Raw genomic sequence first — 17,586 nt, forward strand, 5'->3', positions numbered from 1 at the left:
GAGCTTCCGCGAAGCCCTGCGTTGCGGCGCCGAAGTGTTCCATGCACTGAAGAAGATCCTGGCCGACAAGGGCATGTCCACCGCGGTGGGCGACGAAGGCGGTTTCGCGCCGAACTTCGCGTCGAACGAAGAGTGCCTGAACACCATCGTGCAAGCCGTCGAGAAGGCAGGCTACCGCATGGGCGAAGACGTGCTGCTGGCGCTGGACTGCGCCGCCAGCGAGTTCTTCCGCGAAGGCGAGGACCTGTATCACCTGGAAGGCGAAGGCCTGAAACTGACCTCGACCCAGTTCGCCGACTACCTGGCCAACCTGTGCGACAAGTTCCCGATCGTGTCGATCGAGGACGGCATGGCCGAGGGCGACTGGGACGGCTGGAAGACGCTGACCGACAAGCTCGGCAAGCGCGTGCAGCTGGTGGGCGACGACCTGTTCGTCACCAACACCAAGATCCTGAAGGAAGGCATCGAGAAAGGCATCGGCAACTCGATCCTGATCAAGATCAACCAGATCGGCACCCTGACCGAGACCTTCGCCGCCATCGAAATGGCCAAGCGCGCGGGCTACACCGCCGTGATCTCGCACCGTTCGGGCGAGACCGAGGACAGCACCATCGCCGATATCGCGGTGGGCACCAATGCCGGCCAGATCAAGACCGGCTCGCTGTCGCGTTCGGACCGCATCTCGAAGTACAACCAGCTGCTGCGCATCGAGGAAGACCTCGGCGATATCGCCAGCTACCCGGGCAAGAGCGCGTTCTACAATCTGCGCTAAGCTCGCGTCATGCGCCGGCCCGGACAAGATGCCCGGGCCGGCGCCGACGATCCTGAATTCTTCTTCAAAGCGCCAGAATCCACATGCGCCTGATCTCGCTGCTGCTGTTCGTGCTCTTGCTTGCCATTCAGTATCCCCTGTGGCTGGGCAAGGGCGGCTGGCTGCGCGTGTGGGACCTGGACAAGCATGTGCAGGAACAGAGCGCGCGCAATCAGTCGCTCAAGCTGCGCAACGCCAAGCTGGAAGGGGAAGTGAAGGATCTGCAGGACGGCACCGGCGCCATCGAGGAGCGTGCCCGCTACGAGTTGGGCATGGTCAAGGACGGCGAGGTGTTCGTGCAGTTCGTGGCGCCCGCGCCTAAGGTCAGCGCCACGCCGCCGCTGCCGCCGCCGCCGAACTCCCCGGCCGCCACTGGCCGTCATTGAGGCATTTCCGCCCGGATTTCATCGCCGGCGCCCGGCTCTGGCCGCCGCAATCTCTGCCCCGTCTTCATCCGCCGTTGCCGCCCRGTCGCGCACGACCACACAGCCCGCATTGAGCCCGCATTGCGTGTGCGCCTTGGGACGCTTCATCGGGGCGCTTGCCGCCTTGTCGCCACACGCCCTCACCAGTACGGATAACCGCCCCAGCCCGGAAAGCCGCCGCTGATACCGACGCCGCCGCCCCAGTGGCCGCCGCCCCAGCCGCCGTAGAACAGGTTCCAGCTGGGCGTGGGATAGGCGTAGTAGGCGCGCGAGTAGGCCTGCGCCTGCTGCTGGCGCGCGATGGCCGCATCCTGCTCGTGCAGGATGTCGCGGTTCAGCGCGCTCAGCTTCTGGCTTTCTTCGGGCGTGATCGGCGCGGGCGGGACGCCGTCAGGTGCCAGCCGCGCCGTCGGGGGCGAGCCGTTGATGTCGCGCGGCAACTGGGCGCAGCCGCCGAGCAGCACGGCGCCCAGCAGCAGTGCGCCAAGGGCGCCCGCCGCGCGCCATGTCGCGGCGGGGAGCAGGTTCGAAGACGAAGCGGGCATGAGATTCCCCCTGACTCTGTGGTCGCTGACGCTTTGACCCCGGCAGGCGGTGCAAAGGTTCCGCCTGARCAGCCTGGCCGCCTGGAAAATGCTCCCGGTCAGTGGTGCTGGCCGGCCCCCTCGCCGGCGCCGGTGGCGATCGGTGCCGGTGCGAACAATTGCGCGCAGTCGACCGGGTCGAAGTGATAGTGCTGGCCGCAGAAGTCGCAATGGATGTCCACATTGCCGCGTTCTTCCAGGATGCTCTCGATCTCGGTGCGGCCGAGGTTCTGCAGCATGCTGGCCACCTTGGGGCGCGAGCACGAGCAATTGAAATGCGGGCTGAGCGGCTCGAACACGCGCACGCCGGTGTCCTGCAGATCTTCCCAGAATAGGCGGCGCAGCAGCGTGTCGGGCGTCTCGGCGAGCAGTTCTTCGCTCTTCAGCGTGGCGCCGAGCTGGCAGGCGCGGTCCCAGGTGTCGAGATCCTGCGCGCGGGCGCTGCCGCCCAGCGGAGCGCCGGTTTCACCCACTTGCGCGGGGCCGCGTCCGGCATGGCCCTCCATGGTGCCGCCGTAGCTCGGCAGCTTCTGCAGCAGCATGCCGGCGGCGACCTGGTCGTCGGCGGCCAGCCACAGGCGCGTGTCGAGTTGCTCGGAGGCGCGCATATAGTGCTCGAGCACCGCGGCCATGGATTCGAAGGTGCCATGCGCATCGGCCAGCGGCACGATACTCTGGTAGGCCTGCTGGCCCGGCAGCTTGTCCTTCGGATCCAGGGTGATGGCGAAGCGGCCGCCGCCGTGCACGTTGACGAGATCCTCCAGCGTGGCGTCGTCGGCCACCTGCACGCCTTCGGCCAGCTTGGCCGTGGCGCGCATCGACAGGTCGGACAGGCACTCCACCACCAGCATGCGCACCGGGCCGTCCCCGTGCACCTGCATCACCAGGGCTCCGTTCAACTTCAGGTTGGCGGTGAGCAGGGCGGCCGCGGACATCATTTCACCCAGCAGCCGGCGCACCGGTGCGGGATATTGATTGCGGCGCAGCACGTCCTGCCAGGTGGCGTGCATGCGCACCAGCTCGCCGCGCACGGGGGCCGCGTCGAACAGGAATTTCTGCAGGGTGTCGGGGGAGGTGGTGTCAGTCACGATGATCCGTCGGTAAATCGGTGCGGGCGCAGTCCTTGGCCGGCGCGCCTTAGTCGATGCGTTTTAGTTGGGTCTTGTACAAGGCCTGGCGCGTGGCGTAGGTCTCGGCATTGCGGTACAGGTTGGCCACGTCCTGCTCGGTGAGCTCGCGCACCACCTTGGCTGGCGCTCCCAGGATCAGCGAGCGGTCCGGAAAGACCTTGCCCTCGGTGACCACCGCGCCGGCGCCGACCAGGCATTCCTTGCCGATCACCGCGCGGTTCAGGATCACGGCCTGGATGCCGATCAGCGAGCCTTCGCCGACGGTGCAGCCGTGCAGCATGGCCTGGTGGCCGATCGACACCTTGTCGCCGATGGTCAGCGGGCAGCCGGGATCGGTGTGGAGCACGGTGCCTTCCTGCACATTGCTGGACTCGCCCACCACGATCGGTTCGTTGTCGCCGCGGATCACCACGCCSGGCCAYGCRCTGGCGCGCGCCTTGAGCGTCACGTTGCCRATGAYGGTGGCYTCCGSYGCCACRTAGGCGTCCGGATCGATGATCGGGGTGAGGTCGCCGAGCTGGTAAAGCGCCATGAAGTCTCCTGCACAAGTTCGTATGGGTATATGGGGTCTGCCGCCGGCCTTTAAAGAGCGTACGCCGGCGGCGCCGCGCGGCGGGAGATTGTGCCGGCTGCGCTGCGCGCCGGCCCTACAATGGCGGCAACCCGGATTTTACGCTTATGCCAGCCAACCTGACCGATGCCGCCCCCGCGGGCGCGCCCGATTCCGCCTTTCCTGTCCTGCCGGACGCCACCGGCCTGTCCCTGCGCCGCCAGGCGCTCGCCATCCTGTGCCTCGACGACGCGCGGCAGAAGGCGGCTGCCACGCGCCGCTTGCGCCAGGCAGCCGCCGGCATGGCGCCGGAGGCACTTGGCGTTGCCGAAACCATCGCCGCGGAACTGCCGGTGCCCGGGCGCCCGGCGCTGCCGGAACTGGTGGCGCCGCAGCGCGTAGAGCGTCGCCGCTCCATCCACACGCCGGCCGGCCGGGCCGCGATGATCCACGCGCTGGCCCATATCGAGTTCAATGCGATCAATCTCGCGCTCGATGCCCTCTGGCGCTTCGGCGGCATGCCCGCGGCCTTCTATCACGACTGGCTGCGCGTGGCCGACGAGGAGGCCCTGCATTTCACCCTGCTGGCGGATCATCTGGGCAGGCTGGACGCGTGCTATGGCGATTTCCCGGCGCACAACAGCCTCTGGGAAATGGCGGACAAGACGGCTGGCGACGTGCTGGCGCGCATGGCGCTGGTGCCGCGTACCCTGGAAGCCCGCGGACTGGACGCCTCGCCGCCGGTGCGGGCCAAGCTGGCGGCCGCCGGCGACCACGAAGCCGCCGCCATCATCGATATCATCCTGCGCGACGAAGTCGGGCACGTGGCGATCGGCAACCACTGGTACCGCTGGCTTTGCGCCGGACGCGGGCTTGACCCGGTCGAGACCTATGGCGAACTGGCGGTACGCTACCAGGCGCCGCGCCCGCGTCCGCCGTTCAACCTGGGAGCCCGCCGTGCCGCGGGCTTCGATGATGACGAGCTGGCCTGGCTCGAGGCGCAGGCAGCTCAGTAGTGCTCGGTCACGAGCATCAGCCCCGGCTGCGCGCCGTCCGGCACAACTCGGCAGCCTGGGTGCCGTTCTGCGGGCAACTGACCGATGCGGCGGGCGTTCGCCCGCCGCTGATCTGCGGAAGGCAGGACGGCGCGACGATGGCGCCGCGAAAGACGATCATGCCATCCGCAGCCCACGCGGGCGCCGAGAGCCATGCACATGCCAGGGCCAGGGCCAGAGGCAGGCGGCGCGGGAGATTGCGGATGGAGGCGTTACCGGTGCGTGGTTGCGTGCTCATTTTGTTCCCCTGTTGGTGGTCGAGCGGATGTCAATTCAGGCTACGTCGTCGGAAATTTCTTCTAATTTGTTCAGAATTTTATGTCTCAATATTAGGAAATACAATCGAGCTTGGTGGAAATTTCCTATGCATTTTTTCTAGTGCCTTGTTTCAGGTCATGTCCCATTTCCGGCGGGCTTGCGTTTTTGGAGTGCAACTTCTAGTTCGGATTTTTCTTATTTGAAGCGCGTGTCCTGGTTTTTGTTTTTTATAAGAAAAGTCTTAAAAAAGAAAATGAAATGATCGTGGCCGATGGATTGAGAGCGTTGCCAGGGCAATCGTGCGCAGATGGATGCGGACCATCGGTGCGGCACCCCCATGTATTCGCTAACGTCAGTCCCGGCGAATACTTGACGGCAAAATCCGGCCGGGCAGGATGGCCGCCGGGCCGGAACGGGAAGATGTGAGCAAGGAGGGGGGCTGGCCGGCTGTGCGGTGGCCAGCCCCGGGGGCTGGCCTAGCGGGACGGCGTCGTGCCGCGCTGCGCTTCCATCTCGCGCAGCAAGCGCCGCTGGATCTTGCCGGTAGTGGTCATGGGCAATTGCGCGATGAATTCGATGGACTTGGGGTATTCGTACGGCGCGAGCTGGCCGCGTACATGCTGCTGCAGCTCCGCGGTCAGCGCGGCATCGGCCTGCGGGGAGCGGGCCACGGACGGCAGCAGCACGATGAATGCCTTGACCACCGCGCCGCGCTCCGGATCGGGCGAGGGCACCACGGCGCAGTTCGATACGGCGGGATGCTTGAGCAGGCAGTTTTCGATCTCGCTCGGACCGATGCGGTAGCCAGACGATTTGAAGACATCGTCGGCGCGCCCCTGGTACCAGAGGTAGCCGTCCTCGTCGATGCGTGCCATGTCCCCGGTGCGGCACCAGCGCAGGCCATCGTGCTCCAGGTACCTGGCGGCGGTAGCCGCCTCGTTGCGCCAGTAGCCGAGGAAGAACACCGGGTCCGGATGCCCGTGCGCGTCTGTACTGCACACGGCGATCTCGCCCTCGTCGCCCGGCGCGCAGGGCTGGCCGTCTTCATCCACGACGGCGAGCCGGTGGCCGGGATAGGGGCGCCCCATGGAGCCGGGGCGCGCCGGCCAGCCGAGCTTGCCATCGTCGTTCTGCGCGGTGCAATTGCCCACGATGTAGTTGATCTCGGTCTGCCCGAACATCTCGTTGACCACCACGCCGAGCGCGTCGCGGCACCAGGCGAACACGGTCTCGCCCACGGCTTCGCCCGCGCTCATCAGCGCGCGCAGGTGCAGGCGGTATTGCGCGCGCGGCGCCGGGCAGGTCTTCATCATCTGCTTGAGCGCGGTCGGGAACAGGAAGGTATTGGTGACCCGGTAGCGCTCCATCAGTTCGAAGGCGACCTGCGCGGAAAAGCGCCCCTGGTAGCCTACGATCGGCTTGCCGAAATACAGCGCGGGCATCAGCGCGTCCCACAGGCCGCCGGTCCAGGCCCAGTCGGCCGGACTCCAGAACACATCGTCCGCCTGCGGATACCAGTTCTGCGAGCAGACGAAGCCGGGCAGGTTGCCGATCAGGGCGCGGTGCGGAATCACCGCGCCCTTCGGCGGCCCCGTGGTGCCGCTCGTGTAGATCAGCACCGCGGCCTCGTCGGCCTTGGTCTGCTCGGCGGTGAAGGACGGCAGCTCGGCTGCCAGCAGCGCGGTCCAGTCATGCTCCGCGCGGCCGGCGGCGGCGCCCACGCCGATCACGCAAGCCAGCGCCGGGCACTCGGGGCGCGCCGCCAGCAAGCTGTCGATGGCGCTCTCGTCGGCAATCGCCACGCAGGCCTCGCTGTGCTGGAAGCGATAGGCCAGCGCTTCGGGGCCGAACAGCATCGACAGGGGCATGGCAATGGCGCCGAGCTGGTAGATCGCCATGTGCGCGATCACAGTCTCGATGCGCTGCGGCATGACGATGCCGACGCGGTCGCCGCGCGCCACGCCGAGCGCGCGCAGCGCGCGCGACAGGCGGTTTGCTTCGGCCTGGATATAGGCGTAGCTGTGGCTCGCGCGGCGGCCGTCTTCGTGTTCGGTGTAGACCGCGACCCGGTCGGCGCTGGCGGGATCGCGCGCCCAGCGGCCGCAACATGCCTCGGCCAGGTTGAAGTGCTCGGGCACGTGCCAGCGGAAGCTCTCGTGCAGCGCGCGGTAGTCGTCGCGCCGGCTTGAGGGCGGGGGGGATTCGGCCATGCTGGGTCTCCTGTTCTTGTGTTCGTCCTGCATCCTGTGCCGCCGGCGGGCGCTTGCCCGGTCCGGCTTGCCGCTATAATCCGCAAACGAACGATCGTTCTATTTTTATCGGGCTTCCCTGTCGTCGCGGGTGAAAGCGTCGGCCAGGAAGGCACCGGGGAGACAACCATGACAATCAGAGAAACCTCGCGCTCGGAATTTATCACGTTGCGCGGGCTCGACATGCACGTGCGCCACTGGGGTCGCCCCGGCGCGCCGAAGCTGTTCCTGCTGCACGGCTGGATGGATGTGGCTGCGTCGTTCCAGTTCATGGTGGACGCGCTGGAGCGCGACTGGCACGTGATCGCGCCCGACTGGCGCGGCTTTGGCCAGACCGGCTGGCCCACGCGCTATCCGGGCACGGAGTCTTACTGGTTCGCCGACTACGTGGCCGACCTGGAGGCGGTGCTCGACCATTTCCACCCTGACGCGCCGGTGAACCTGGTGGGCCACAGCATGGGCGCCAATGTGGCCTGCATCTATGCCGGTATCCGTCCGGCACGGGTGCGCCGCGTGGTGGACCTCGAAGGCTTCGGCATGACGGCCACGCGCGCGGAACAGGCGCCCGGGCGCTACGCGCGCTGGCTTGACGAGCTGCGCGAGCGCCCGGAGCTCAGGACCTACGACAGCCTGGAGGCCGTGGCGGCGCGGTTGCAGAAGACCAACCCGCGCCTGCCGGGCGAGCGCGCGGCCTTCCTGGCCCAGCACTGGTCGGCGCGCAATGCGCAAGGCCGCTGGGAAATCCTGGGCGACCCGGCGCACAAGATGATCAACCCCGTGCTGTACCGGCTCGACGAAGTGATGGCGATCTGGGCGGAGGTCACCGCGCCGGTGCTGCATGTGGAGGCGCGCGACTCGCAGACGCTGCGCCATATCGCGCGCCACCAGCCGCTGGATGAATTCCGGCAGCGCTTCAGGGCTTTCCGCGACTTCCGCGAGGAGATTGTCGACGCCGCGGGCCACATGCTGCATCACGACCAGCCACGCGTGGTGGCGGCGCTGGTGGAGTCGTTCTGCGCGTGATGCGGCGCGCCACGCTCAGGCGTGCGTCAGCCTTTCCTTGAGCGCGGCGTTGTTGCTGGTATGCACATGCACCAGCGCCTTTTCAGGGAACGCGTAGTGATAAGCCTTGCGCAGCGCCAGCGCGGCCTCGTGAAAGCCGGACAGGATCAGTTTCTGCTTGTTCGGGTAGAAGGCGATGTCGCCGGCGACGAAGATGCCGCGGCGCGAGCTCTCGTAGGTAGTGGTGTCCACCACGATGCGGCCGGCGCGCATGTCGAGATCCCACTGCGCGATCGGGCCCGGTTCCGACACCAGGCCATACAGCGCCACCAGCTCGTCCGCGGGCAGGCTGATGGTCTCGTCGCGCGTGCGGATATCCACGCCGCTCAGGGCGTCGCCTTCGGTCTTCAGCGCGCCCAGCATGCCCACGACGAAGTCCATCTCGCCGGCTGCCACGGCGGCGCGCATTTCCGCCACCGAGCCGTCGGCGGCGCGAAAGCCTTCCCGGCGGTGCAGCAGCGTCACGCGCGCGGCGGTCTTGCGCAGCGCCAGCGCCCAGTCCAGCGCGGAGTCGCCGCCGCCGGCCACCACCACGCGCTTGCCGGCGAAGCGCGTCACATCGCGCACCGCGTAGTGCAGGTGACGGTCTTCCAGCGCCGCGGCTTCGGGCAGCGCCACGCGTTGCGGGGCAAAGGCGCCGGCGCCGGCGCAGATCAGCACGGYGGCCACGTCGAAGCGCTTGCCGCCRTCGGTGGTGACCAGCAGGCGGTGCGGATGATCGTGGGCGCCTTGCCCTGGCGCGGCGGGCGCGCGGGGGATTTCCTCCAGGCCGTTGGCGCGTTCGTTGAAATGCATGGGAAACGCGAACGGCGCGCACTGTTCGAGCAGGCGGTCGACCAGGTCCTGCGCCAGGCAGCCGGGCACGGCCGGAATGTCGTAGATCGGCTTCTCCGGATAGAGCTCGGTGCACTGGCCGCCGGCGCGGTCCAGCACGTCGACCAGTTCGCACTTCAGGCCGAGCACGCCTGCCTGGAAGGCCGCGAACAGGCCGACCGGGCCCGCGCCGACGATCAGGACATCGGTACGGATCACATCGGGCCCGACAGTGAAGGCGGCGGCGGGGGGGCTGGCGGGCGTGGCGGAAGCGTCGGTCGGCATGGCTTGGCGCACGGCGCGCGCTGCGCCGGCGGGGAGGAGGATTGCAAGGCCCCAACTATACCGCGCGGCGCGCCGGACAAGCCCGACGCCAGCGTTGGTGGCAGGGCTATCGGCGCTGCCGGGCGGCATGCACTGTGTGCGTCGTCCAACGCGCGCCGGGCCGCCGCGGGAGTAGAATAGCGGCATGCAAAACCCTCACGCCATCAACGCCGATCTTCATTGCCACTCAACCGTGTCCGACGGCATGTTGTCGCCACGCGAAGTGGCCGGGCGCGCCCATGCGGGCGGCGTGGCTTTCTGGGCGCTGACGGACCACGACGAGGTGGCGGGCCAGACCGAGGCGCGCGCCGCCGCCGAGGCACTCGGCATGCGCTATGTGCCCGGCGTGGAGATCTCCGTGACGTGGGCCGGCCAGACCGTGCATATCGTCGGCCTGCAGATCGATCCGGCATGTCCGGCGCTGGTCCAGGGCCTGGAGGCCACGCGCTCCGGGCGCGCCTCGCGGGCGCAGGATATCGGCGAGGCACTGGAAGCGGTCGGCATCGAAGGCGCCTACAAAGGGGCGTTGCGCCACGTGGGCAACCCGGACCTGATCTCCCGCACGCACTTCGCGCGCTGGATGGTGGAGCAGGGACTCTGCAAGTCCGTCAGCGATGTGTTCAGCGAATACCTCGGCGAAGGCCGCCCGGGCTATGTCGGGCATCGCTGGGCCCGGCTGGGCGACGCGGTCGGCTGGATCCAGGCCGCCGGCGGCATTCCGGTGATGGCGCATCCGGGCCGCTACAACTACACGCAGCTCCAGCATGACGCGCTGTTCGACGAGTTCGTGCAGCTCGGTGGCGCGGCGGTCGAGGTGGTGACCGGCAGCCATACGCCGGACCAGTACCGCCAGTATGTCGATGTCGCGCACCACTATGGCCTGATGGCCTCGCGCGGCTCGGACTTCCACGGGCCCGGCGAAGGGCGCATCGGGCTGGGCTCGCTGCCCCCGCTGCCGTCGTCGGTCACACCGGTCTGGCATGACTGGTAAGCCGGTGCGGCCTCCGGCCGCCCGGCGCCTCCCTGGCCCGCCCCCGTCATGCGCACCGTCCGCTCCCCTTCCTCGCAGCTCCCGCCCGGCGTGCACGCGGCCTTTGCGCCGGGCCTGCGGCCACTCGCTTTCAGCCCGCACATGTCCCAATACTTCGATATCCACCCGCTCAACCCGCAGTCGCGGTTGATCAAGCAGGCCGCACAGATCATCGGCAAGGGCGGGCTGATCGCCTTGCCGACCGACTCCAGCTACGCACTTGCGTGCCGGCTCGACGACAAGGCCGCGGTCGAGCGCCTGCGCCGCCTGCGCGGCATCGATGACAAGCACCACCTGACGCTGATGTGCAGCGACCTGTCCGAGCTGGGCAACTTCGCGCGCGTCGACAACCGGCAGTACCGGTGGCTCAAGGGCGCCACGCCCGGGCCCTATGTGTTCATCCTCGAGGCCAGCAAGGAAGTGCCGCGCCGGCTCTCGCACCCGGCGCGCAAGACCATCGGCGTGCGCGTGCCCGACCACCCGATCCCGCTGGCGCTGCTGGCCGAAGCGGGCGAGCCGCTGATCTCGGCCACCCTGCAGCTGCCTGGCGACGAGGTGCCGCTCAACGAGCCCGAGGTGATCCGCGCCCGCCTGGAGAAGCAACTCGAGCTGGTCATCTGCGGCGGCGCCGCGCCGGCGCAGCCGACCACCGTGATCGACCTGACGAGCGGCGAGCCCGAGCTGATCCGRCAGGGTCGCGGCGACATCGGGCGCTTCGGCCTCTAAAGCGCCGCCTTCACTTTCCGCGTGGCGCAGCCGCCGCGCGTCGCCTGCACGCCGGGACCCCGGTACAATAGCGCCCCATGGATTCTTCCCTGATTCAGACCCTTGCGGTCTACGCCCTGCCGGTGCTGTTCGCGATCACGCTGCACGAAGCCGCCCACGGCTACGTGGCCAAGCTGTTCGGCGACAACACCGCCTATATGATGGGCCGCGTCAGCATCAACCCGGCGCGCCACATCGATCCCATCGGCACCATCGCGGTGCCGCTGTTGCTCTATTTCATGACCAGCGGCCAGTTTGTGTTTGGCTACGCCAAGCCGGTACCGGTTGCCTTCGACCATCTGCGCAATCCGCGCTGGCATGGCATGTGGGTGGCGCTGGCCGGCCCGGGCAGCAATGTGCTGCAGGCCTTCCTGTGGGCGCTGATGGCGATCGGCCTGGTGCTAACGCAGGTGCAGGAGCCCTTTTTCAGCCAGATGGCGCGCGCCGGCGTGCTGGTCAACCTGGTGATGGCAGCCTTCAACCTGTTCCCCGTTCCCCCGCTCGACGGCGGCCGCGTGCTGACTGCGCTGCTGCCGCAGCAACTGGCGCGCGCCATCTCGCGCATCGAGCCCTATGGCATTTTCGTGGTGCTGGCCCTGGTGGCCGCAGGCGTGATCACCAGGGTCTGGATGCAGCCGGTGATGGGCGCCCTCAGCGGGCTGGTGCAGCTGATGCTGCAGCCCATCCTGGCACTGGTGCAATAAGGCCTGGGGCGGAGCGCTTCGCCTCATCCGGGCACGCTTGCGAGCCACGCCCGGACACGCTGCATCGAACACGCTGTACCAAGTACCGAATTCCCACACAAATACCGACATGTTTCCCGACCGCGTTCTCTCCGGCATGCGGCCCACCGGCGCGCTGCACCTGGGCCATTATCACGGCGTCCTGAAAAACTGGGTCCAACTGCAGGCCGAGTATCCATGCTTTTTCTTCGTGGCGGACTGGCATGCCTTGACTACCCACTACGAATCGCCCGAGGTGATCGGCGAGTCGGTGTGGGAGATGCTGATCGACTGGCTCGCGGCCGGCGTCGATCCCGAGCGCGCCACGCTGTTCATCCAGAGCCGCGTGCCCGAGCACGCCGAGCTGTTCCTGCTGCTGGCGATGGGCACGCCGCTGGGCTGGCTGGAGCGGGTGCCGACCTACAAGGACCAGATCGAGAAGCTCAAGGACAAGGATCTCTCCACCTATGGCTTCCTCGGCTACCCGCTGCTGCAGGCGGCCGACATCCTGATCTACCGCGCCGGCCGCGTGCCGGTGGGTGAAGACCAGGTGCCGCACGTGGAGATCACCCGCGAGATCGCACGCCGCTTCAACTACCTGTACGGCCGGCAGCCGGGCTTCGAGGAGCGCGCGCAGGAGGCCGCCAGGAAGCTGGGCGGCAAGCGCACCAAGGCCTATCTCGAGCTACGCCGCGCCTACCAGGAGCAGGGCAAGACCGAAGCGCTGGAAGAGGGCGCGGCGCTGGTGGCGCAGTCGCAAAGCCTTTCGACCGAGGACCGCGAGATGCTGCTGGGCTACCTGGGCGGCTCGCGCAAGACCATCCTGGTCGAGCCGCAGGCGCTGCTGACCGCGGCCTCGCGCATGCCGGGGCTGGACGGCCAGAAGATGTCGAAGTCCTACGGCAACACCATCCGCATGCGCGAGGACAAGGCATCGGTGGAGAAGAAGGTGCGCACGATGCCGACCGATCCGGCACGCGTGCGCCGCACCGATGCGGGAGAGCCGGCGCGCTGCCCGGTGTGGCAGCTGCACCAGGTCTACTCGGACTCGCCCACGCGCGAATGGGCGCAGGCGGGCTGCCGCAGCGCGGGCATCGGCTGCATCGAGTGCAAGCAGCCCGTGATCGAAGGCATCCTGCGCGAGCAGCAGCCGATGCTCGAACGCGCGCAGAAATACATGGACGACCCCGCGCTGCTGCGCGCCATCGTCGCGCATGGCTGCGACAGGGCCGGCCAGGTGGCACGCGAGACCATGGCCGACGTGCGCGCCAACATGGGCCTGGGGTACCGATGAGCACGACGGGCGGCATGCCGCCGCTGCATGCACCGGCCCCGCCCTCGTCATGGGTGGTGCGCTGGGCGCACCTGGTGCGCCCCCAAGCGCGCGTGCTCGACCTGGCCTGCGGCAGCGGCCGTCATGCAGCGTGGTTCGCGGGCCGCGGCCATGCCGTGCTTGGCGTCGACCGCGATGGCGCTGCGCTGGCTGCGCTGCCTGCAAGCGTCGAGAAGCTGGTGGCCGACCTCGAGCAGGGCGCGTGGCCACTGGCAGGGCTGGCGCCGTTCGACGCCATCGTGGTGACCAACTATCTGCACCGGCCCTTGTGGCCGCACCTGCTAGCCGCGCTGGCGCCTGGCGGCGTGCTGATCTACGAGACGTTCGCTGCCGGCAACGAGACCGTCGGCAAGCCATCCAATCCGGACTTCCTGCTGAAGCCGGGCGAGCTGCTGGAGGTCGTGCGCGGCAGCCTGCGCGTGGTCGGCTACGAAGATGGTATGCTCGAAGCGCCTAAAACTGCCTTTGTGCAGCGCCTCTGCGCAATTCGCGAGGTGGCGGACGAGGCTGGCGGCGCCGCCGGCCGTGCGCCGCCGCGTTATCCTTTGCCGGCCTGAAGTGCGGCCCGGGTCGTTTGCCGGGCCGGTCGGCGAGACCCGGGCTTCACGCGTTGAACCGGCTTGGGTTTTCCCCGGTCGAAGGTGCGGTCGGAAGGCCCGGGCTATCCGGTACAATCGCGGTATTCGTTTCCCGAATTCTCATACGTTATGACACAGATTAACGGCAGCATCGTCGCAATCGTGACGCCGATGCAGGAAGATGGCAGCCTGGATTTCCCCGCGCTGCGCGCCCTGGTCGACTGGCACGTTGCCGAAGGCACCGACGGCATCGTGATCGTCGGCACCACCGGCGAGTCGCCCACCGTGACGGTGGACGAGCACTGCGAGCTGGTCCGCGTGGCCGTGGAGCAGGCCGACAAGCGCATCCCGATCATCGCCGGCACCGGCGGCAACTCGACCAAGGAAGCAATCGAGCTGACCGCCTTCGCCAAGAAGGTCGGCGCCGATGCTTCGCTGCAGGTCGTGCCTTACTACAACAAGCCGACCCAGGAAGGCATGTACCGGCATTTCCGCACCATCGCGGAAAGCGTGGACCTGCCCGTGCTGCTGTACAACGTGCCCGGCCGCACCGTGGCCGACATGCAGCCCGAGACCATCCTGCGCCTGGCGCAGGTGCCGGGCATCGACGGCGTGAAGGAAGCCACGGGCAATATCGACCGTGCCGCCCAGCTGATCAAGGATGCGCCGGAAGGCTTCGCCATCTACAGCGGCGACGATCCCACCGCGATTGCGCTGATGCTGCTCGGCGGCCATGGCAATATCTCGGTCACGGCCAACGTGGCGCCGCGCAAGATGCATGAGCTCTGCGTGGCGGCCTTGAAGGGCGACGCTATCACCGCGCGTCGCATCCACATGGAACTGGTTGCGCTCAACAAGGCGATGTTCGTCGAGGCCAACCCGATTCCCGTCAAGTGGGCACTCCAGCAAATGGGCAAGATGCAGGGCGGTATCCGCCTTCCGCTCACCCCGCTGTCACCGGAATACCACGACGTGGTGCGCAAGGCGCTGTCGGATGCCGGCCTTCTCGGCTGATCCCGCAGCACCCTGCCGTCGTCCCATCAACTAGGATTGCGTGTCAATGAAACTCAAGCTTAACCGCCACGGTGCAATGCAGGTTCGCCGTGCCGCCCTGGTCTTGCCCGTGCTGGTGGCAAGCGCGATGTCCGGCTGCAGCAGCATCAACGATGCGATGGCACCCGACAAGATCGACTACAAGTCCAACGCCAAGCGCACCGGCACGCTGGACGTCCCGCCGGACCTGACCAAGATCGAAGGTGACCGCCGCTACTCGGTGCCCGACCAGAACGGCACGTCGACGCTGTCGACCTACAACCAGACGAACAAGGTAGCTCAGCAGCAGGTTGGCACCGAGAACGTGCTGCCCGCCACGCAAGGCGTGCGCATGGAGCGCGACGGCAACCAGCGCTGGCTGGTGATCAGCAACGGCATGCGCTCTGACCAGTTGTGGCAGTCGCTGCGCGAGTTCTGGCAGGAAAGCGGTTTCCTGCTGGTCCAGGATTCGCCCGAGACCGGCATCATGGAAACGGACTGGGCCGAGAACCGTGCCAAGATCCCGCAGGATTTCATCCGCAACACCATCGGCAAGGTTTTCGACGGCCTGTACTCGACCTCCGAGCGTGACAAGTTCCGCACGCGCCTGGAGCGCTCGCAGAACGGCAATATGGAGATCTTCATCAGCCACCGCGGCGCGCAGGAACAGCTGACCGGCATCGACAAGTCGCAGACGGTCTGGACCGCGCGTCCCTCCGATCCCGAGCTGGAAGCGGAATTCCTCTCGCGCTTCGCGCAGCGACTCGGCGTGCAGAAGGAGCAGGCCGACCGCATGGCGAAGAACGGCGGCACGCCGGCAGCGGCCGGGGCCTCTGGCGCGGCGGCTGCTCCTGCGGCGGCGGCCAAGGCACCCGCGGCGGGCAGCAACCTGACGCAGGTCAATGGCACCCAGGCGCTGCAACTGGCCGAGCCGTTCGACCGCGCATGGCGCTCCGTCGGCCTGGCGCTGGACCGCGTCAACTTCACGGTGGAAGACCGCGACCGCGCCCAGGGCCTGTACTTCGTGCGCTATGTCGACCCGCGCGACACGGTCGATAACCGCGGCTTCTTCTCCAAGCTGTTCACCAAGACCGGCACGGAAGATAGCAAGCGGGCGAAGAAGTACCGCGTTGCGCTCAAGGGCGACGGCACCGGCACGACCGTGACGGTGCAGAACGACGCCGGCCAGCCGGAAGGCACCGAAGTCGGCAAGCGCATCCTCTCCCTGCTCGACGAGCAACTGCGCTGATCGCGGTGAGCGCTGCGCAAGTACGCCCGCGGCGTCYTGCCGCGGGAAGCTCCCGCAAACTGCCGTGCGAGGCTGGCGCATGATGCGCTTCGCCTTTCTCGGCAGCGGCAGCGAGGGCAATTCCCTGTTGATCGAATCGCAAGAGGGCACCACCACCACGCGGGTGCTGCTCGATTGCGGCTTTGGCATTCGCGAGACGGCGCGGCGCCTGGAGCGGCTCGGCGTCACGCCGGACCAGCTCGATGCGGTACTCGTCACGCACGAGCATGGCGATCATGTCGGCTCGGCCTATTCCTTTGCATCGCGCCACGACCTGGCGGTCTACACCAGCCACGGCACATGGCTTGCGACCTCGCACCTGCGGGGTGCGGAAACGGCCGATGTGCGCGTCTGCTGCGCCGACCACCCGCTGGTCATCGGCGGCCTGCACATCCTGCCGTACACGGTGCCGCACGACGCACGCGAGCCGCTGCAGTTCGTGCTGAGCGACGGCGATGCAAGACTCGGCGTGCTGACCGACGCCGGCATGGAGACGCCTTACATCACCGCGCGTCTGGCGGGCATGCATTCATTGGTGCTCGAGTGCAACCACGACCGCGAGATGTTGCGCAATTCGGCGTATCCGGCCTCGCTCAAGCGGCGTATCGGTGGCGATTTCGGCCACCTTGCCAACGAGGTCGCGGCCGATATCCTGGCGCGCGTGGCGCACGCGGGGCTGCAGCGCGTGGTTGCCGCTCACCTGAGCCAGCAGAACAACACGCGCGAACTGGCCACCGGAGCGCTGGCGGCGGTGCTCGCCGCGTCGGCGGGCGAGATCCTGGTGGCGGACCAGCACGAGGGCCTGGGCTGGCAGCCGGTCAGGGCCTGACAGTGACGATGTGACATCTTCGTCAGGTGTCGCGGAAATGTCGCGGAAAACATGGACGAAAAAAAGCCGACCCGAAGGTCGGCTTTTTTATCGGTCGAGACCGATTACTGCTTGGCAGCCGGAGCCGATGCGTCAGCAGCCGGGGCCGAAGCGTCAGCGGCCGGAGCCGATGCGTCAGCAGCCGGAGCAGCAGCGGGAGCCGAAGCTTCCGGTGCCGGGGCAGCAGCGGCAGGAGCCGAAGCTTCCGGTGCCGGTGCAGCGGCTTCTTCTTTCTTGCCGCAAGCGGCGAGAGCAACGGCGGCGAGCAGCGATGCGATCAGGAGAGACTTCTTCATTGTTCGTCCTTTAACTTTAATAACAGAAAAACAGGCGATGAATAATTACCGGTAATTATCGCTCTTGAACTGCAAAATAGAGGCTCTCCCGGGTGCCGACAAATGCAGTGGTACACAGTACTAGCCAGCCGACGATTATATCCGCGTTTTCCCGGCTTGTGTAGCGCTGTCTTTTCCTGTTTTTGGTTGTTACGGATTATTACAGGGTAGATGGCGCAAGTTGCAGCCATCCTTCGAGTGCCCAATGATGGAAGGTCTCCATCAGGTCGGGCAAATCGGCGCACGCGGCTACTTCCGCGGCACTTAATTGGCGCCGATCTCCCAGTTGCCGCAGCCATCTTGCGAGTTCTGGCGGCGGTTCGTAGGCTTCTCCGTTGATAAAGAAATGCGTGCGGTCATACAATGCGATCGAT

The 17,586-nt window shown here is 67.3% G+C and carries 20 protein-coding genes; 12 read left to right on the forward strand and 8 right to left on the reverse strand.

Features of this window, described 5'->3' with window-relative positions; all coding sequences use genetic code 11:
* Window positions 1–772: phosphopyruvate hydratase (eno, locus tag AC1DO7_RS33515; RefSeq protein ID WP_477117074.1), on the forward strand; the 772-nt coding region annotated here is incomplete at its 5' end.
* 83 nt (window positions 773–855) lie between these two features.
* Window positions 856–1,197, forward strand: a complete 342-nt coding sequence (gene ftsB, locus AC1DO7_RS33520) for a cell division protein FtsB (protein ID WP_441618850.1) — start codon at window positions 856–858, stop codon at window positions 1,195–1,197.
* A 179-nt stretch (window positions 1,198–1,376) separates the two neighbouring features.
* On the opposite strand, the gene AC1DO7_RS33525 is transcribed toward ftsB, so the two are convergent.
* The 3 genes from AC1DO7_RS33525 to AC1DO7_RS33535 all read right to left on the reverse strand — a co-directional run bounded on the left by AC1DO7_RS33525 (window position 1,377) and on the right by AC1DO7_RS33535 (window position 3,482).
* On the reverse strand, window positions 1,377–1,781 hold the full coding sequence (locus AC1DO7_RS33525; RefSeq protein WP_441618852.1) for a hypothetical protein: 405 nt from the start codon (window positions 1,779–1,781) through the stop codon (window positions 1,377–1,379).
* A gap of 98 nt (window positions 1,782–1,879) precedes the next feature.
* Window positions 1,880–2,908: an Hsp33 family molecular chaperone HslO gene (gene hslO / locus AC1DO7_RS33530; RefSeq protein WP_441618854.1), complete on the reverse strand. Its 1,029-nt coding sequence runs from the start codon at window positions 2,906–2,908 to the stop codon at window positions 1,880–1,882.
* 49 nt (window positions 2,909–2,957) lie between these two features.
* The gene (locus AC1DO7_RS33535) at window positions 2,958–3,482 is read right to left on the reverse strand and encodes a gamma carbonic anhydrase family protein (RefSeq protein WP_477117075.1); all 525 of its coding nucleotides are present in this window, start codon (window positions 3,480–3,482) and stop codon (window positions 2,958–2,960) included.
* Window positions 3,483–3,628: 146 nt separating this feature from the next.
* Here AC1DO7_RS33535 and AC1DO7_RS33540 point away from each other — a divergent pair, with 146 nt between their 5' ends.
* Entirely contained in the window at window positions 3,629–4,516 is an 888-nt protein-coding gene (locus AC1DO7_RS33540) for a ferritin-like domain-containing protein (RefSeq protein ID WP_441618858.1), read from the forward strand.
* A 16-nt stretch (window positions 4,517–4,532) separates the two neighbouring features.
* Here the strand turns inward: AC1DO7_RS33540 and AC1DO7_RS33545 are convergent, their stop codons facing one another.
* Together AC1DO7_RS33545 and AC1DO7_RS33550 are read right to left on the reverse strand one after the other, a co-directional pair.
* Window positions 4,533–4,793: a hypothetical protein gene (locus AC1DO7_RS33545; RefSeq protein ID WP_477117076.1), complete on the reverse strand. Its 261-nt coding sequence runs from the start codon at window positions 4,791–4,793 to the stop codon at window positions 4,533–4,535.
* Between the two features lie 496 nt (window positions 4,794–5,289).
* Entirely contained in the window at window positions 5,290–7,023 is a 1,734-nt protein-coding gene (locus tag AC1DO7_RS33550) for an acetate--CoA ligase (RefSeq protein WP_441618861.1), read from the reverse strand.
* Window positions 7,024–7,191: 168 nt separating this feature from the next.
* Here AC1DO7_RS33550 and AC1DO7_RS33555 point away from each other — a divergent pair, with 168 nt between their 5' ends.
* Window positions 7,192–8,085 carry an alpha/beta fold hydrolase gene (locus AC1DO7_RS33555; RefSeq protein ID WP_441618863.1) on the forward strand — a complete coding sequence of 298 codons (894 nt, stop codon included), beginning with the start codon at window positions 7,192–7,194 and terminating at the stop codon, window positions 8,083–8,085.
* 15 nt (window positions 8,086–8,100) lie between these two features.
* Here the strand turns inward: AC1DO7_RS33555 and AC1DO7_RS33560 are convergent, their stop codons facing one another.
* Window positions 8,101–9,222, reverse strand: coding sequence for an NAD(P)/FAD-dependent oxidoreductase (locus AC1DO7_RS33560; RefSeq protein ID WP_477117078.1), 1,122 nt, complete (start codon window positions 9,220–9,222; stop codon window positions 8,101–8,103).
* A gap of 184 nt (window positions 9,223–9,406) precedes the next feature.
* Here AC1DO7_RS33560 and AC1DO7_RS33565 point away from each other — a divergent pair, with 184 nt between their 5' ends.
* The 8 genes from AC1DO7_RS33565 (at window position 9,407) to AC1DO7_RS33600 (ending at window position 16,838) form a co-directional block, all read left to right on the forward strand.
* Window positions 9,407–10,252, forward strand: a complete 846-nt coding sequence (locus AC1DO7_RS33565; protein ID WP_441618864.1) for a 3',5'-nucleoside bisphosphate phosphatase — start codon at window positions 9,407–9,409, stop codon at window positions 10,250–10,252.
* Window positions 10,253–10,393: 141 nt separating this feature from the next.
* Window positions 10,394–11,017, forward strand: coding sequence for an L-threonylcarbamoyladenylate synthase (locus AC1DO7_RS33570; protein ID WP_441618866.1), 624 nt, complete (start codon window positions 10,394–10,396; stop codon window positions 11,015–11,017).
* A 77-nt stretch (window positions 11,018–11,094) separates the two neighbouring features.
* Window positions 11,095–11,760 (forward strand): site-2 protease family protein, encoded by a 666-nt coding sequence (locus AC1DO7_RS33575; RefSeq protein ID WP_441618868.1) that lies wholly within the window; start codon window positions 11,095–11,097, stop codon window positions 11,758–11,760.
* A 109-nt stretch (window positions 11,761–11,869) separates the two neighbouring features.
* Window positions 11,870–13,072, forward strand: a complete 1,203-nt coding sequence (locus tag AC1DO7_RS33580) for a tryptophan--tRNA ligase (protein ID WP_441618869.1) — start codon at window positions 11,870–11,872, stop codon at window positions 13,070–13,072.
* Window positions 13,069–13,668, forward strand: coding sequence for a class I SAM-dependent methyltransferase (locus tag AC1DO7_RS33585; RefSeq protein ID WP_441618871.1), 600 nt, complete (start codon window positions 13,069–13,071; stop codon window positions 13,666–13,668). Before AC1DO7_RS33580 ends, AC1DO7_RS33585 begins: the two co-directional genes overlap by 4 nt.
* Before the next feature lie 150 nt (window positions 13,669–13,818).
* Entirely contained in the window at window positions 13,819–14,703 is an 885-nt protein-coding gene (gene dapA, locus AC1DO7_RS33590; protein ID WP_441618873.1) for a 4-hydroxy-tetrahydrodipicolinate synthase, read from the forward strand.
* A gap of 46 nt (window positions 14,704–14,749) precedes the next feature.
* Complete coding sequence (gene bamC / locus AC1DO7_RS33595; RefSeq protein ID WP_441643392.1) at window positions 14,750–15,970, forward strand: outer membrane protein assembly factor BamC; 1,221 nt, start codon at window positions 14,750–14,752, stop codon at window positions 15,968–15,970.
* Between the two features lie 79 nt (window positions 15,971–16,049).
* Window positions 16,050–16,838: an MBL fold metallo-hydrolase gene (locus AC1DO7_RS33600; RefSeq protein ID WP_441618877.1), complete on the forward strand. Its 789-nt coding sequence runs from the start codon at window positions 16,050–16,052 to the stop codon at window positions 16,836–16,838.
* A gap of 104 nt (window positions 16,839–16,942) precedes the next feature.
* On the opposite strand, the gene AC1DO7_RS33605 is transcribed toward AC1DO7_RS33600, so the two are convergent.
* Both AC1DO7_RS33605 and AC1DO7_RS33610 read right to left on the reverse strand, forming a co-directional pair.
* A complete protein-coding gene (locus tag AC1DO7_RS33605) occupies window positions 16,943–17,173 on the reverse strand; it encodes a hypothetical protein (protein WP_081651328.1) in 231 nt (76 codons plus the stop codon).
* 199 nt (window positions 17,174–17,372) lie between these two features.
* Window positions 17,373–17,586: winged helix domain-containing protein (locus AC1DO7_RS33610; protein ID WP_477117077.1), on the reverse strand; the 214-nt coding region annotated here is incomplete at its 5' end.

The organism is Cupriavidus sp. 05N40 (genome assembly GCF_056397305.1).

Excerpts from the sequence above, each read along its gene's own strand:
- ftsB (WP_441618850.1), top strand. The coding sequence starts at position 856 with ATGCGCCTGATCTCGCTGCTGCTGTTCGTGCTCTTGCTTGCCATTCAG.
- AC1DO7_RS33525 (WP_441618852.1), bottom strand. The coding sequence starts at position 1,781 with ATGCCCGCTTCGTCTTCGAACCTGCTCCCCGCCGCGACATGGCGCGCG.
- AC1DO7_RS33540 (WP_441618858.1), top strand. The coding sequence starts at position 3,629 with ATGCCAGCCAACCTGACCGATGCCGCCCCCGCGGGCGCGCCCGATTCC.
- AC1DO7_RS33545 (WP_477117076.1), bottom strand. The coding sequence starts at position 4,793 with ATGAGCACGCAACCACGCACCGGTAACGCCTCCATCCGCAATCTCCCG.
- AC1DO7_RS33550 (WP_441618861.1), bottom strand. The coding sequence starts at position 7,023 with ATGGCCGAATCCCCCCCGCCCTCAAGCCGGCGCGACGACTACCGCGCG.
- AC1DO7_RS33555 (WP_441618863.1), top strand. The coding sequence starts at position 7,192 with ATGACAATCAGAGAAACCTCGCGCTCGGAATTTATCACGTTGCGCGGG.
- AC1DO7_RS33565 (WP_441618864.1), top strand. The coding sequence starts at position 9,407 with ATGCAAAACCCTCACGCCATCAACGCCGATCTTCATTGCCACTCAACC.
- AC1DO7_RS33575 (WP_441618868.1), top strand. The coding sequence starts at position 11,095 with ATGGATTCTTCCCTGATTCAGACCCTTGCGGTCTACGCCCTGCCGGTG.
- AC1DO7_RS33580 (WP_441618869.1), top strand. The coding sequence starts at position 11,870 with ATGTTTCCCGACCGCGTTCTCTCCGGCATGCGGCCCACCGGCGCGCTG.
- AC1DO7_RS33585 (WP_441618871.1), top strand. The coding sequence starts at position 13,069 with ATGAGCACGACGGGCGGCATGCCGCCGCTGCATGCACCGGCCCCGCCC.
- dapA (WP_441618873.1), top strand. The coding sequence starts at position 13,819 with ATGACACAGATTAACGGCAGCATCGTCGCAATCGTGACGCCGATGCAG.
- bamC (WP_441643392.1), top strand. The coding sequence starts at position 14,750 with ATGAAACTCAAGCTTAACCGCCACGGTGCAATGCAGGTTCGCCGTGCC.
- AC1DO7_RS33600 (WP_441618877.1), top strand. The coding sequence starts at position 16,050 with ATGATGCGCTTCGCCTTTCTCGGCAGCGGCAGCGAGGGCAATTCCCTG.
- AC1DO7_RS33605 (WP_081651328.1), bottom strand. The coding sequence starts at position 17,173 with ATGAAGAAGTCTCTCCTGATCGCATCGCTGCTCGCCGCCGTTGCTCTC.